The sequence below is a fragment of the Aurantiacibacter hainanensis genome, assembly GCF_036321025.1.
In the GTDB taxonomy this organism is placed as follows: Bacteria; Pseudomonadota; Alphaproteobacteria; order Sphingomonadales; family Sphingomonadaceae; genus Alteraurantiacibacter; species Alteraurantiacibacter hainanensis.
In genome coordinates, this window is the sequence record NZ_JAZAPB010000001.1 from 491,159 (window position 1) to 506,129 (window position 14,971).

Consider the following 14,971-nt stretch of genomic DNA (forward strand, 5'->3'; position numbering starts at 1 on the left):
AAATGGGTGGAAAGCGGACATTCACTTCCTGGGACAAAGTCCTTTGGCGTTGGCTTCGTGGCCTCCCTCTCTTGGATTAGTCAAACCCTATAGCCTTGCGCATTCTATGCTCGCCAGTCATGCTGACCGGACTGGAACAATAGTCTCGAATTTTTGGTCCAATTAGACAGGGGGGAATTTATGAAGAAGATTGTATTAGTAGCTGCCGGATTGGCGCTGGTTGGATGTTCTGGGGCGGATGAAGCTGAAACAGCCCCAGAAGAAGAGATGGTCGCAGTCGAAGAAGTCTCTCCAAGCGATCCTTCCGCTTGGATGACAGCTGACGAGGTCGCGGGTTCTTATTCGCTGGTTTACGACGATGGGACAGAGGGTGTTCTCAATCTCAGGGCAGATGGCACAAGCGATGGAGTTATCGGCGGTGAAGATTTCGCCGCTACCTTTACGGTTACGGCTCCCGGCACAGTTTGCTATGAGAATCTTGAAGGTGAAATTGGCCTTCCTCCACAGTGCTGGGTTAACTCCGCCGCCGAAGCAGATGGCACGTGGACTGCGACTGGAGACGATGGAACGACCGTAGTGGTCACACCGATCGAATAGTGTTCGTATAGGCGAATATCATGCGAGGGACCGGAGGCTTGTTTTTCCGGTCCCTTTTTCTTGTCAGGAGATAGCCGCTGGCATGAAATTGCGAGTGACCACACCTGGATGGGGAGCGGGCCTTAACCTGCTGTCTGCACCAGCTGCTGGCGACGTGGCACGATGCGACCTATTGGTCTTTCGCGGTTACTTCCTAGCTCTAGGCGTCGAAACCATGTTTACAGCAAGGCTTCGAGGGAATTCTTCACTTGAGAATAGGGCTTCCCTGATTTCTGCGAGTTGCAAGTCTGCATCTTGCCAGGACTCCTGACGGCAGAGGCGAGAATCTGGATACATCTTGACAGGTCCTTCAATCCGATTCGGGCACAGCCTTCGGACAGCCCTATCAATGCGCGCGCGAAGGCGCTGCATATCTTGATTATCTGCGAGGTTGAGGTCCGCAAGACTTACCACGATTGATCGCGATGCATCTTCGCGGGGGACGAAGTCTTTTGCGCTCGCGTCCAAAGTCATGCCAAGCGAAGCGATAAGCGCAGCGGCGATGAAGCCTTTGGCGACGTGTAACATGGGGTTTTCCTCAAATGTTTAGATCGAGCAATCTGCACATTCTTTATTGAGGAATTGAGCGGGGGAATCCTGATCTCGTCCTGATGTTTTCCTGAGGGAAATTTGATTAATCGCGTGACACGCCCGAGTTTGGGTGTCGCCGGGCCACTGGGTATAGCGATGGTTCTCGCACCCTCTGTGAAACGCCGCTTCGTCCATCCGTGCTTAGTAGACTGCCACTCTCCCGGCAGGCCAATCATGCTCACGCGTGCATCCTGACAAACAATGGACTGAAGAGTCCGCCGATGTCCGCAATCGGGTCGTCACCGGCGGGATCGTTTCTGGGCCAGGACGGTAGCAAGCAGACAGTCGGCTATCAGCTATGCCGCAGCGCTGCGATAGGGGCCGCTTTTGGGTGAAAAGTGGAACTCGCTTGAATCTGCAGCGCGTTCAACGACATCGATGGGCAGGTGGACTGCGCGTCGCTAGTATTCAAGACATAGCTCGTGGCTAACGATCCGCAACTTGGCAAAAGCCCGGGGTGCTTCGGCGCGTGCTTCAACTTCTGTACTGAAGGCATCGCCCGTCATGCGCAAAGCCAACAGCAGATCGGCAACGGCGTGGAATTTGCCGCGCCAGTTGAAGATTGCCATGCATCCCGTGAAATTCGCGATCCGCATAGTCAGCAAGTTCCCACTGTTGTATTTGGGCGAACGCATTAAGATCGGGGGCCATGATACTTATTTCGATCGCCATTGCCGTTATGCTGCTGGCATCGACTATCGCAGTCACTACGAAGTCTTGCGCACCCCGTCGGGCCGGATGACGCACGTGCGCTTTTTCCCGCGAATGCGAATCATGCTGATGCACACCGCGGCGCTGTTCTCCCCCCTCGGCCGCACCGCATCCACGACTTACATGCACGAGGAAAAGTTCTGGCATTTGCGAAGCAAGAATCGATGAGCGAGGCGACGCCCGAGATCTTTGTCAGTTATTCACGCGCGGACGAGGCGAGCGCGCGCATGGTGATCGATTTCCTCCAAGCGCAGGGATTTTCCGTCTGGTGGGACGGAATGCTGGAAGCGGGGACGGTGTTCACGCGCACCACCGAGCAGGCGCTGGAACAGGCGAAGGCCGTAGTGGTGCTGTGGACCTCCACCTCCGTGGATTCGCACTGGGTGCGGGACGAGGCACAATCAGGGCGGGAAAGCGGGCGGCTTATCCCCGTGTCGCTCGACGGCACCCTGCCACCGTTGGGATTCCGGCAGTTCCAATCGGTTGATCTGTCAGGATGGCGCGGCTCACCCGAGGCACCCGAAATCCGCAACGTGCGTGACGCGGTGGCAAGGTTGGTCGTCACAGTCTCCACGCCACAGCCAGGCGCGCCCAAACGCACTTACCGCTCACCAGCCAAGGGCAGGACTAGGTTTCCCGTGGTTCTGGCAGGAATCGTCCTGCTACTGGCGGCCATCTTTGCCTTTGCCTGGTTCAACAGGGGTACCGGTTCCGACAGCGAGCAGCCCAGCCTTGCCATATTGCCGTTCGACAATCTCAGCGGCGATGCCGAGCAGGCCTATTTTTCCAATGGCCTTTCCGAGGAACTTCGGCAGGTCCTTAGCCAGGATGCGCAGCTGCAAGTGGCGGCGCGAACTTCCAGCGAGGAGGCTTCGCGTGGCAACGCAGGGGCCTCCGAGATCGCCTCGCTGCTGGGGGTCGGCTACTTGCTTGGCGGTAGTGTGCGCAAGGCAGGCGATCAGGTCCGTGTGTCGGTACAATTGATCGACGGCGCGACCGGTTTCGATGTCTGGTCGGAAGTCTACGAACGCTCGCTCGACGACATTTTCGCAGTGCAGAGCGATATTGCCCAGCGCGTGGGCATGGCGCTGGAACTGCACGTGGGGGAAGATACCGCCATCAGGTCCCGCCAGGGCGGAACAGACAATCCGGTGGCGCTCGATGCCTACCTGCGCGGCAAGGCGCTTTACGACCTGGCGCTGGACGAGGAGACCGATCGTGCTGCGCTGCGCCAGTTCAAGGCCGCGGTAGAAGCCGATCCTCTTTACGGCGCGGCCTGGGCGATGCTGTCACGTACGCAGACCCTCATTGCCAACAGCTATCCCAGCGAGGCGCCCCTGACGCAGAGCTATGCGGAAGCTGTAGAAACGGCTCGACGCGCCGTTGAGGTTGCGCCAGACTTGGCCGCCGCCCGGGCCGCGCTGGGCTTTGTGCTTTTTAATGGCCGTCTCGATGCGACAGCGGCGCAAGAACCGATGATGGAGGCCTACCGGCTGGGTCAGGGTGATGCAGATATCCTTCAGCTCTACGCCACCTATGCCGCCCGCACCGGCGATTTTGAAAGCGCGCAGCAGGCCATCGAGCGCGCGATCAGGCTGGACCCTCTCAACGCAGTTGCTCGGCGCACGCAGGCGACGATTTACGCATCGACCGGGGACTTCGCCAAGGCGCGCAGCGCAGCTGCGGAGGCGCTGCGCCTGAATCCGGACATGCGCGTGGTTCACCGCATCTTGGGCGATATGCACTATCTGGAAGGCAACTATGCCGAGGCGGCGGCGGAATTCGAGGCGGAGGGGAGTATGCTCAGCCGGCTGCCGGGCCTCGCCATGACGCTGCCCAAGCTTGGTGACACCGCCGGAGGGCAGCGCGCTTTCGAGCAGCTTGAGCGCGAGTACGGGCTGAACGGATTTTACCAGCAGGCACAGGTGCTGGCGCAGACAGGGCGTTCGGCACAGGCGATGGACACTCTGGAACAGGCCTACTCGGTCAACGATGCCGGGCTCGTGCTGCTGCGCTACGACCCACTGTTCGAGGATCTGCATGACGAGCCGCGCTTTGTGGCGCTGCTGCGACGCATGGGCTTTACCGCGCCGGACTGAGGCGCGGCTACCTCAGTAAATGATGTCGATCCGTGTATCCTGATCGTCAGCCAGGCAGGAGCCGCTCACGATCATCGGAAAGACCATGCCTGGGGGTGCGCCGATATCCGCGCCCACCGCGTTGGCGGTGGCCTGCAGCCACGCAAGGTCCTCGCCGCCGGGCATCTCGGCCGCATCGCGCATTTGCAGCGCCACCACGACAGGTCTTGGCTGCTCGGGCGAGCCGGGATAGGCCCTTGCCTCCTGCCCCGGCACGTAGCTTTCCCCCGGCAGCAGGGTGTCGGCGATCTCGAAATCGTCGGGACAGTAGAAGTCCAGATACACTTCCGCGCGGCGGTTAGCCGGTTCCTCAACCTCATCCGCCGTGGGCACGACGGGGTAATCTTCGGAATAGGCGTTGGCATCGCGGGTGACGAACATCTCGCCGTATGGCTCCATTTCGCCGATGACGTTCATCGCCCGCTCCAGCGACACCGCCATGTTCAGCATTTCGGAGCCGGTGGTATCGGTGAAGCCTGCCACCACCAGCTTGCTGCGCGGACAGGCCAGTTCCTGCGCATAGTTCTGCAGGCGCTGCTGGTCCTGCATTATGGGAACGGTGGCGCCAAGGTCGAAGTTGACCGTGAGCGCGAGACCTTCGCAAAACACCGGCAGGCGCTGTTCGTCCAGCATAGACAGGTACACCTGCGGATTTTCCGGCGTCGGCAGGAATTCGCTTGCCCAAGGCTCGCCAAGCCCTTCGCCGCCGCCCAGTTCGGTAACGGGTGCGGGCGCTCCCGGTCGCTCGAATATGCCGCCAGCGATGTAGGGGGGCGGCGGCGGTGCCGGTTGATAGGCCGCGGTGTAGGGCTCGTCCGGCATAATGGAGTAAGCCTGCTGCGTGTCCGGCTGGCTATCGGGATCAAGCGGCGCTGACCGGACGGCCCGCCGCGGAACTGGCTGGTTTTCGGCCGGGGTGACGGGCTGGGCGATCGGTTGGCCTACTGCGACTTGGGGGTTCGGCTGCGCCGGTCGTCTCGGCGGCGGAGCGGGCACCACCGTTGCCTCGGGCTGGACGTCCGGCGCGACTTGCGCGTCATCGACCACCCCGTCCCTGTCGCTGTCGGGCTGCTTCGTCGGCAGCGGTGCGGGCAGTACCTGACCATTGGCCGCAACCTGCGGAGCAGGGACTGGCTGCGGATCGGGCGCCATCCACTGCCACACTCCGAAGGCCGCAGCGCCGATGGCCGTGACAGAGCCGATGATGCTGGCCACCTTCTTGGTGCTGGAATCGAGCGAGGCGAGAAACGACTCCTTTTCCTCGTGCCCGGCGGGCGCGGCAGCCGTCGCAGCCGCCACGACGGGTTCGGCTCTCTCTGCAAATTGCAGCCGTTCCGCATCGCCAGAGGTGTAGAGCACGGGCGTGATGAGTTCGCACTGCGTCAGCACGTCGGCATCGTTGGCGATGCCGCAGCGGCCCATCGTCACCGCGCTGGCGACAGTCTCGCCCGATGTCAGCGCCGTGTAGAAATCCTGCGAGAAATTGATCGCCGCATCGTCGGACACCGGCTGCTGCATCGCCACCACGAACGGGATATTGAGCCGCTGAAGCAGGTTCTGCGCCATGCCGTTCATCGGCGCGTCGCGCGATGTCGCGCCGCTCTGGCAGGAATTGAGGACCACCAGCCAGGGCCGCCGGTTCAGCAGCATATTGCGTAGCACCTCGGCACTGACGCGGTCCGACTTGCCCTCCTCCTCGCTCTCGAAATAGAGGCACCCTTCGGAGCCGTCGAATGAGCTGTGGCCGATGTAGTGGATGATGTGCGGACGCCATTCGTTCACCTTGCGGCGGAATTCATCGCGCTTGGCATCGGGCATGGCGACGACCTGGAAGTCGCTGTCGCCCTCGGCCACCATCTCATCGATGCGGCGCTGGATGTTGCCCAGTTCGACATCGGTATCCAGATCCTCGCGCGGGTTCGCTGCCACCACCAGGATACGGATCGGGCGCTCGATCGGCGGTGGGAGTTCGGCCTGCGCGTCCAGCTTGCGCACGATGTTGGATGAGGTGCCGATGGCGAGGAAGCGGTCGCGCGATCGCAGGTAGAGCGATTCCCACGGGATGGAGGACAGTTCGGCCGTCTGCGACAGGTCGAATTCCAGCTCCACGCCCTCGGCATCGGCGATCCGGTCTTCTAGCGCGCCGATGATCTTGGGGCCTTCGGCGCTGTTCTTCAGGTCGAACAGGCAATCCAGCACCCGCTCGCCAATGTCCTTCAACGTCGGCAGGTCTGCAGCCTGAAAAAATCGCTCCTCAGGCGAAAGTGTGGCAGCATTGCTGCTGCGGAAAGTGCGTGTCGTACCGGTTTTCTCGGACGGCTCTTCCCACAGGTCGGAAATGTCGGGTGGCAACTTTGTCTCGAACCGGTGAACCGCACCCGAACGCCTGATTTCCAAGCGGTAATTGCCTTCGCCAGCCGGAGAGAAGGCGATGGTCCAGCGCTTCCGGCTCATCCTCCGTCAGGCCCGAATTGACCAGCTTCGCTCACATCGCTGGTCAAGCCGCGTCACCTGTCGCCGTCGTTCCCACGCATGGTTCGGCGGTCGCCGTCGTTGCCGCGCATGGTACGACGGTCGCCATCGTTGCCGCGGAACTTGCGCTTGGGAGCTTCGTCTTCGCCAGCTGGCTTGTGCTTTGCCGGGTCGTCTTCTGATCCGGACGGCTGGCGGTTGTCTGACTGATCGTTACTATCGGGCATGAAATTTTCTCCCTCGCGATACAAGTTACCTCATTCTATATCTATCGGCAATCGGCGTGTAAGTTTTCAATAATTCGCGTAAACTCAAGGAAATGCATATTACAAGCGCGGAAGAAACGTCCCTGCCCACGAGCCGCATTTCTGTCGGACTGACGGGACATCGATCAATTCATCCGGCGTATCCCGAGGACGACTCGCATTTGCGGAAGGCTCTCGAGAATATATTTGAGATTGTCGACTCAGCATCTCCGGGTGCGGGCGCAACGAACCGGCTCAACACGCTGCTGGCCGACGGCAGCGATGCGGCAGGTGCGGAACTAGCACTAGTGCGCGCGTGGGACCTAGTGGTGCCGCAGCCCTTCGGTGAGAAACTTGCCCGCGCCGTTTCCGCCCTTCCTGCCTCCGGCGACGTCATCGACGAACTTCTCAACACTGGTCGTACCCATGATAGCGAGGTCGCAGCGCGTCTTGCACCGCTTCTCGAATTGGAAAGCCGGGGGCGCGTCTTCCGCATAGCCGACCGTGACGACCAAATTGCGCAGCTGGTGAGCGAACACGCAGCCTCGCCCGATAATGCCCCGCTCGCATCCTCGACTGCGTTCGAGCTTGGCCGGCGCTTCGCAATTGCAGGGCGGATGCTGATAGAGCAATCCGACCTCATCATCGCGGTATGGGACGGCAAGACCCACGCCAATCTCGGCGGCACGGGCGATACGGTGAAATCCGCGCTCCACGCCTCGATACCGGTTGTGTGGATCGAACCGGCCCGGCCCGCTGACTGGTTAATCCTGCGGCAAAGCGAGATGCTGGGACTGGAGGCAGGGGGGCTGGTCAAGGACCGCCGCGATGCGGAGCTGGAATCCCTCGTTCGCGACGCCCTGGGCGAGAACAGGGAAGAGATGGCGGCTGCGCTGGCGGCGGAACGCTACCGTCCCCGAAGCGCGCTACGCTACCATGCCTACCGGCGCTTGGAGACGCTGTTCGGCAACAAAGGCGGCGCACGCTTTGCCTCGGTCCGGCAAACCTACGAGACGCCGGAGGGAATTGAGAAAGGCAGCGCCCGCGAAGTGCTGGGTACACTCAAGATTCTGGAAGGTGAGGACGAGACTTTTCCCGACCGGTTGCGCGACGGCATTTTCAAGCGCTTTGCCTGGATGGATGCGATTGCGACCTTCCTGTCCGACCGCCACCGCTCCAGCATGATCGTCAATTTCCTGCTCGGCTCGATCGCCATCATTGCAGGCGTACTCTATCTCCCACTTGGCGGTCCGGATCATAAATGGATTTTCGCCTCGATCGAGCTGGTCGTTCTGCTGATCATCGTCGTGAACACCTGGCGCGCGCGCAACCTCGATCTTCATTCGCGCTGGTTTGCGACCCGGCGAGCGGCGGAATACCTGCGGAGTCAAGCCTGGATGCTGGCGCTGGGAGTGGCCCGGCCACGGGGGGAATGGCCGAGCGGAGAGAACAGCGGCTGGCCAGAGACATACGCACGTCACGCCGCGCGAGAGGTGGGCCTGCCGCAGACTACGATCGACAGTCGCTGGCTGGCAGCTATGCTCCGTGCATTGGAGCGCCTGCTTATCGTGCCGCAGCTGGAATATCACCGAGCGAAGGCCCGGCGACTGACGCGCGTCCATCACTCGCTCGACAAGGTTTCCGAGCTGCTGTTCGCCGCCGCCATCGTCAGCGTTGGCTGCTACCTTGCCGTCGCGGCCCTTTTGTACGCCGGATTGATCGACCCCCTCCTTGTCGAGAAAATCGGCAAGTGGTGTACCGTGCTCGGCGTCGCCTTCCCAACTATCGGCGGCGCGCTGGCCGGAATGCGTTACTTCGGTGATTTCGAGAGATTCGCCGATATCTCGACGGTCACCGCCCAGCGCCTCGAAGCGGTGCTCGAACGCATAGGAATCCTGGAACAGGCCCAAGAAGAGACGCTGCAATATTCAGACGTGGCCGAGATCGTCCGATCGGTCGATGCAGTCGTCATGGCGGAACTTGAGAGCTGGCAGGCTGTGTTCAGCGGGAAGAAAGTGGCAGTCCCAGTCTGATTTCGGTTTGCTGACCGACATCACGCAGCGCCAGAAGCTCCTAACCTGAGAGAGATGGTCGCCGTCTTTTCGCCTAGGAGTTGATAGGGTGACGGCCACATCGGTTGTACGCAGTCTTCGATCTCCAACTCAAAAGGGAGACGGATTCGCCCGCGAAGGTGCCCTCGCCCAAGGATAGGATGACCAATTCGGGAAGCCAGACGGTGCCTGGCTGCGTCCAGCTTCCGTCTGAATGGGCAGCTTTCGGTATTTCCGGCGTGCCGAAGTGACCGGTCAGAAGACGCCAGGGTGACTAGACGTCAACGTCCGCAATCGGGTCACTAGCCGAACGGCTGCTTCTCGCGACGCGGAAGCCAAAAGCAGACAGTCCCCAAGCGGCCGACAAAAGACCTTACAGTGGACTAGCCCCTGCATAAGCCCTCGATTTGCTAACCGGCCAGTTGCACTATAATTTCAATCTCGAGACGCTTGTTGCATCCAGAATCACGCGGACGGTCTCCTCTGGCTGATCCCACATCGGGAAGTGTCCGCTACGCTCGAACCAGTGCAGCGTCGCTTCAGGGAAGGCTTTCATCGCGCGATCCGCCTGCTGCGGTAGACACAGCCGATCCTTACGGCCCCAGCCGATGACAACCGGTGCAGCCGTTCCCGCAGGTCCCTCTTGCATTGCGCCGTTGGCGAGATCCTTCACAAGCGAATTGACGGTGCGCGTATCAGCCAATGATTTCAGCTCGCGCGCGACGAATGCCGGGTCCAGCGCCCAAGGCCTCGCTGAGAGCTGGGCCATCAGCGCTGTTCGCCCTGCGACATTTCCGGTGATGGCAGAAAGCGCCGGTCGCAGCGCGCGAACCAGGGCAATCGATGGCGTTATGGTGGCTTTGAAGAACGTCCGCTCCCACCCATGCCAGAATCCGCCCGGATCCAGTGCGACGACCGCGCCCGATTGGCCGCGGCGCGCCATCTCGAGCACCAGGCGAGCGCCTAACGAACTACCCACCATATCGACCCCGATGAGATTTTCGGTGCGGAGCCAGCTGTCCAGACTGCGCGCAAGTCCGTCGAACGTGCCGCTATCGGCCTCTTCGGGTGTCTGCCCGTGGCCGGGCAGGTCCACGGCGATTACCTCCCTGACTCGAGAAAGCGCAGGCGAGATCGTGTCCCACGAGCCGCAGGTTGCCCCCAGTCCGTGGACAAGGAGAAGAGGTTTTCCGCGCCCCGTGCGCGTGTAGTGCATGGTCATGTAATGGTAACGTCTCGCACTGACTTATGGGCCCGTGGATGTCTACATTGCCGAAGGTGAGGCCAAGAGCGGACGGTCCGCTATCGGCCCGAAAACTGACGCTCGAACCAACTTGGACCAAATGTCTGATTATGGGCCGGTTGCGGAAGGGCAGCTTCTGGCGTGTCACCGTTGGAAAGCGGCCTTTCGGCTCACGACCCGATTGCGGGCGTATGTCGAAGCGAGCGGCTCGTCGATTTGCACGACCTGCAATCCCCACACCGCAGGTAGTCCGACCAGTTGCTTTATCCGGGTCGAGAATTTGGTAGCCCTCTCGGCCAGAAGCAGATCAAACACGCAGGAATCGCCGATAGCCAGAACATAGCGCTACTGCCTAATCCTTCGCTCGCGAAACCAGCCAAAACAGGGCCGATTAGGCTCCCGAGTCCCAGCGCTATCAGGGCCACGGTGAAGCCAAGTGTCCCGCGTCCGGGAAACAATCGCAGGCTCCAAAAGGAAACTACTGCGCTTACCGCCATCAAGGCTGCGCCATGCATCCCGCTGGCGACCAGGACAGCTGCCAAATTGCTGGGCGCGTGGGCGATCAACATCATGGAGATCGCGGCGGCCGCAAATATTGCCCGCAGCACGATTGGTAGGCCGAAGAAAGCCTCTGCCCGTCCAGTCAGAAGGCCTAGAAGGCCACACAAGCCATAACTGAGAAACAATATCGCCGGACCACTATCCTTGGGGAGTGCCTGCACACCTCCCGCGTTCGCGATACGTTCAGCTGCGAATGAAATGAACACTGCGTTGGTTGCGCCAAACACGAGGGCCAAACCGTAAAGCCACATCGCTTCCCGGAAAACGAAGCCTGAAACTGAGATGGAATTGGGCCTGTCAGCAGCCGGATGCTTGGGAACCGATGCGACCGTGGCGAAAATGGACAGGATAGCGGCAAGCGCAAAAAGCCACCAAGCACTTCTCCAAACAAGCATGTCCTGAGTGACGGCGAAGGAGAGTCCGGCCGCGAAAGTTACGCCGACGGCCGTACCCGTCGCAATGCTAGACAGGGCATGCGACCGCTGGTCCTCTGCGATTGCATATTCTGCAGCATCGTTGAAAGGCGCCCAACAGAGGGCCGGGCTACATCCGGCAATCACAACCCCTGCAGTCAGGGCCGCGGTATTGGAGGCGGTAGCAATTAAGACAAAGCCGGCAAGCGCGCAGAGGCCCCCGATGGCAACCGGCAAGCGGGCACCGTAGCGAACAGTGAAAAACGCAGATATGAGCAGTCCGGTAAGAAAGGCGCCAAAGCCGGCGCCTGCAATCAATCCCGCCGTGTCCTCGGGAATGCCGAACTCGGCGCTGAATAGTGGCAGAAACAGCCCAAACCCCATTCGCGCTGGCCCGAAACTGATGGCAGTTGCGAGGAAACCTGCGCGGACCAAGCCGCCGGAGGGGGACACATTAAAGAACAATAGCCCAGTGCTTTAAGGTTTCGAAAAATGGTCCGCTAGCGTCAGAAATTACAGGCTCTGTAAGAGTAAGATTTTGGAGGAAGTACAGTTCCCGGCTCGTCGTAGGCGCAGGTATCGAAAGCATTTAGCTTAAGCATACAGGCTTTGGCCGCTTTCCACCCAATAGCGGATGTTGCATAGGCGAAGGCAGATAAAGAATTAGCAACCTCACCTTTTGTTTTGACGAATTCACTCGCGCGGTGGTCCTCTTTTCGGAACATCCGCGGTTTTCACCCGGTTGATCTGCGAGAACACCTGCCCAAGACGCGCCGAGGAAACCGTGAAAAGACTTCTTCTGTCGACCATCGCCATCGCACCTTTTGCGAGCGTTTCGGCAACTGCCCAAGAAAGTGGAACGACGCCTGGTACCGAATCCGTTCCGGCAATAGTCCTGCCGGAGGGTGAGGCATCGCAAGAGAGCAGTCGCATCTCGATCAGCGTGGTTATGGGCGCGGTCACGGAGTACATCTCGCGGGGAGTGATGTTCGCCGAGGAAGTGAGTTTCCAGCCAAGCGCCACCATATCGCTGGACGTGGCAGATGACAAAGGTGGCCTGGTTACGGACGCCAGCGTCTTCGTTGGAACCTGGGCCAGCGTCAAGCTGGGATCGGTGCCCCCGGGCCCGGCCGGACGCCTTACCCGCTTCTACGAAACCGACCTTTACGCAGGGGCAGCGATACAACTGGTCGACAGGTGGAACTTCTCGGCGACCTACTACCGCTACGAATCCCTCGGCGATTCCTTCGAAGGATACAACGACCTGGAATTCATCGCGACCTATGACGATACGGGGGAGTGGGACGGCGTGCCGCTGGACAATTTCAGCCTCTCTCCGTCCCTGCGACTGGTACAGGAAGCCGGGCGTCCGGGAAGGAAGGATGCGCTCTACATCCAGCCATCGGTAACGCCGTCCTTCGACACGAATATCGCCGGCGCGCCGATCCACGTGGCCATCCCCCTGATGATCGGCCTGTCGGACGAATACTATGACGGGATCGACGGCGGAAAGGAGACATTCGGATTCTTCCGCACCGGGATTGTCCTCTCTGGTCAGCCCGCGCCCGAGAGCCTCCCGGGCCTGACCGTCAGCGGCGGCGTCGATCTGTGGGTGCCCAACAACGATGTGGCCAGCGGCCTCGACCAGTATGATGTGGTCGGTCGCATCGGCCTTACCTGGAGCCTCTGAACCGCCCCGCCACATCAGGCGAGCCGTGTCAGGCGAATTGCATTATGCGATCCGTCGCGAATGGCGGAAACGCGCATAGCGGTTGAGGAGGTCGTTGATCAGTTGATCGCGCGAGAATCCTGTCACGTCGTGCGGCGTTTCGCCTTCGGACGTATGCGCCATCGCCCGGTAATGACGCGGCTCGGCTTCGCGTTCCTTGCGCGTTTCGGCCCAGACGAAGCTTGGCAGAAGGAACGGGCGGCTGCGCACGGTATACCTAAACGCGCCGCGCTCTCCGTGCGGGACTGTGAACTCGATACACTCCGTCGTCTGTTCGATCTCGGGCTGGAAGCCGCTTTCGCGCATCTGCTCCGAAACCGCTTCGAGGGCCGGTCGGGCAGTATCGGCAATGAAGGCGTGAATGTCATTCTTTTCGAAATGGCCCATGATGGACGTCAGCCGCTGCTGCCAGGTCAGCTCGGGCATCCGACCCTTGGTCGGCGCCAGCGTGAGGTCTGTCGACGTTCCCGCGGATTCCATGCCCAGTCCGCGATACAGGCCATAGCAAATGAAGATCATGATAACCGCGAAGGGCAAAGCGCTGGCAATCGCTGCGGTCTGGAGGGCCTGCAGTCCGCCTGCCACCAGGAGGACCGCTGCAATCGCCCCGGCACACACGGCCCAGAAGATTCGCTGCCAGACAGGCGGATTCTCCGCCGCCCCGGAAGTGATCATGTCGATCACCAGCGCGCCGGAATCGGCGGAGGTGATGAAGAACGTAATGATGAGGAATGTTGCGATCAGCGAGGTAACTGCCCCCAGTGGCAGTTCCGCTAGTGTCTCGAACAGGGCGACGGGCAGGTTGTCCGCCACCGTCTGCGCGATAGGCTCTGCGCCCGACAGGTCGAGCGAGATGGCGGTATTGCCGAAAACGGTCATCCAGAGGAACGTGAACAGGACCGGCACCAGCAAGACTCCGCCGACGAATTCACGGATCGTCCGCCCGCGCGAGATGCGCGCGATGAACATGCCGACGAAGGGCGACCACGCGATCCACCAGCCCCAGTAGAACAGGGTCCAGTCGGCCAGCCAGGGATTGGGCTCGTACGCGTACATCCGGAAGGTGCGCGGTATCACCTCGCCGAGGTAGGTGCCCACGTTCTGGACGAACGCCTGCAGCAGGAACACCGTGGAGCCCGAGAAAAGGACGAAGCCGAGCAGAAGCACTGCAAGGATGATATTGAGTTCCGATAAGCGCTTCACGCCCTTGTCCAGGCCGAGAAAGACTGACAGCGTGGCCAACAAAGTTATCGCGGCGATGAGGATCAACTGTGTCTGGGGCCCAACCGGCACTCCGAAGAGGTAGTCGAAACCAGCATTCACCTGCAACACGCCAAGTCCGAGCGAGGTTGCAACTCCGAACATTGTGCCGAGCACCGCAAAGATGTCGATGGCATGTCCGATCGGGCCGTCGATGCGATGCCCGATCAGCGGATATAGCGCCGAGCGGATCGTGAGAGGAAGCCCCCGGCGGAAGGAAAAGTAGGCCAAGGAGAGGCCTACGACGATATAGATGGCCCAGGCATGCAGCCCCCAGTGAAAGAACGTCAGCGTCATGGCCTGCCTGGCGGATTCGATCGTGCCGCCCTCGCCTGTTGGCGGGGCCGCGTAATGCTGGATCGGTTCCGCCACTCCGAAGAACACGAGGCCGATTCCCATTCCCGCGCTGAACAGCATCGCGAACCACGACAGGTAGCTGTAATCGGGCTCGCTCTCGTCGGGCCCTAGCTTGATGTCACCGTGGCGGCTCAGCATCAGGTAGACGACGAACAGGAGAAAGCCCGCGACGGCCGAAACGTAGAGCCAGCCGAAATCGCGGACGATGTAGGCCTGGACTTCATCGAATATGCGCGCCGCCTGATCGGGAAGAAAGGCTCCGAACAGCGCGAACGCCAGAATGAGGCTGGCCGATACGAAGAATACCGGCGGGTTGACCTTGATCCTTGCGCTTTCCTCGACCGATGCGGCTTCCGTAAGGACGGGATCGGACATACGTCCCCTCTTTCGTCTGCTCCGTTTCACAAGGCCAACGAACGACGATGCTACAAGTTGCGAGTTTCCCGGAAGCGACGTAGGCAACAAGGGTGGCAATTGTAATTGTGAGCGCACGCGACCCGTCTTCTAACTTCCCCGTTATATCAGAATTGGCAAAATCTCAGACGGACGTTGAGGGCCGCAGAT

The 14,971-nt window shown here is 60.6% G+C and carries 13 protein-coding genes; 5 read left to right on the forward strand and 8 right to left on the reverse strand.

What is annotated here, in order from left to right; genetic code table 11:
• Positions 1-180: 180 nt before the first annotated feature.
• Positions 181-597, forward strand: a complete 417-nt coding sequence (locus tag AAA989_RS02380; RefSeq protein ID WP_338240913.1) for a hypothetical protein — start codon at positions 181-183, stop codon at positions 595-597.
• A 186-nt stretch (positions 598-783) separates the two neighbouring features.
• Here the strand turns inward: AAA989_RS02380 and AAA989_RS16400 are convergent, their stop codons facing one another.
• Together AAA989_RS16400 and AAA989_RS02385 are read right to left on the reverse strand one after the other, a co-directional pair.
• Positions 784-1,164 (reverse strand): UrcA family protein, encoded by a 381-nt coding sequence (locus AAA989_RS16400; RefSeq protein WP_353527001.1) that lies wholly within the window; start codon positions 1,162-1,164, stop codon positions 784-786.
• 464 nt (positions 1,165-1,628) lie between these two features.
• Complete coding sequence (locus tag AAA989_RS02385) at positions 1,629-1,796, reverse strand: hypothetical protein (protein ID WP_338240914.1); 168 nt, start codon at positions 1,794-1,796, stop codon at positions 1,629-1,631.
• A gap of 7 nt (positions 1,797-1,803) precedes the next feature.
• Here AAA989_RS02385 and AAA989_RS02390 point away from each other — a divergent pair, with 7 nt between their 5' ends.
• Positions 1,804-2,106 carry a hypothetical protein gene (locus AAA989_RS02390; protein WP_338240915.1) on the forward strand — a complete coding sequence of 101 codons (303 nt, stop codon included), beginning with the start codon at positions 1,804-1,806 and terminating at the stop codon, positions 2,104-2,106.
• Complete coding sequence (locus AAA989_RS02395) at positions 2,103-4,037, forward strand: TIR domain-containing protein (RefSeq protein ID WP_338240916.1); 1,935 nt, start codon at positions 2,103-2,105, stop codon at positions 4,035-4,037. The genes AAA989_RS02390 and AAA989_RS02395 overlap by 4 nt, the downstream gene beginning before the upstream one ends.
• 12 nt (positions 4,038-4,049) lie before the next feature.
• On the opposite strand, the gene AAA989_RS02400 is transcribed toward AAA989_RS02395, so the two are convergent.
• On the reverse strand, positions 4,050-6,530 hold the full coding sequence (locus AAA989_RS02400; protein ID WP_338240917.1) for a CHAT domain-containing protein: 2,481 nt from the start codon (positions 6,528-6,530) through the stop codon (positions 4,050-4,052).
• Positions 6,531-6,583: 53 nt separating this feature from the next.
• Complete coding sequence (locus tag AAA989_RS02405; RefSeq protein ID WP_338240918.1) at positions 6,584-6,775, reverse strand: hypothetical protein; 192 nt, start codon at positions 6,773-6,775, stop codon at positions 6,584-6,586.
• Positions 6,776-6,975: 200 nt separating this feature from the next.
• Between AAA989_RS02405 and AAA989_RS02410 the strand changes: the two genes are divergently transcribed.
• On the forward strand, positions 6,976-8,826 hold the full coding sequence (locus AAA989_RS02410; RefSeq protein ID WP_338240919.1) for a hypothetical protein: 1,851 nt from the start codon (positions 6,976-6,978) through the stop codon (positions 8,824-8,826).
• A 445-nt stretch (positions 8,827-9,271) separates the two neighbouring features.
• Here the strand turns inward: AAA989_RS02410 and AAA989_RS02415 are convergent, their stop codons facing one another.
• The 3 genes from AAA989_RS02415 to AAA989_RS02425 all read right to left on the reverse strand — a co-directional run bounded on the left by AAA989_RS02415 (position 9,272) and on the right by AAA989_RS02425 (position 12,024).
• Positions 9,272-10,066, reverse strand: coding sequence for an alpha/beta fold hydrolase (locus AAA989_RS02415; protein ID WP_338240920.1), 795 nt, complete (start codon positions 10,064-10,066; stop codon positions 9,272-9,274).
• Positions 10,067-10,350: 284 nt separating this feature from the next.
• Positions 10,351-11,514, reverse strand: a complete 1,164-nt coding sequence (locus AAA989_RS02420; protein WP_338240921.1) for an MFS transporter — start codon at positions 11,512-11,514, stop codon at positions 10,351-10,353.
• A 240-nt stretch (positions 11,515-11,754) separates the two neighbouring features.
• Positions 11,755-12,024, reverse strand: a complete 270-nt coding sequence (locus AAA989_RS02425; RefSeq protein ID WP_338240922.1) for a hypothetical protein — start codon at positions 12,022-12,024, stop codon at positions 11,755-11,757.
• On the opposite strand from AAA989_RS02425, the gene AAA989_RS02430 reads away from it, so the two are divergent.
• Positions 12,011-12,751, forward strand: a complete 741-nt coding sequence (locus AAA989_RS02430; protein WP_338240924.1) for a TorF family putative porin — start codon at positions 12,011-12,013, stop codon at positions 12,749-12,751. The two genes, AAA989_RS02425 and AAA989_RS02430, sit on opposite strands and share 14 nt — an antisense overlap.
• A 42-nt stretch (positions 12,752-12,793) precedes the next feature.
• Here the strand turns inward: AAA989_RS02430 and AAA989_RS02435 are convergent, their stop codons facing one another.
• Complete coding sequence (locus tag AAA989_RS02435) at positions 12,794-14,782, reverse strand: BCCT family transporter (RefSeq protein ID WP_338240926.1); 1,989 nt, start codon at positions 14,780-14,782, stop codon at positions 12,794-12,796.
• Positions 14,783-14,971 lie beyond the last annotated feature (189 nt).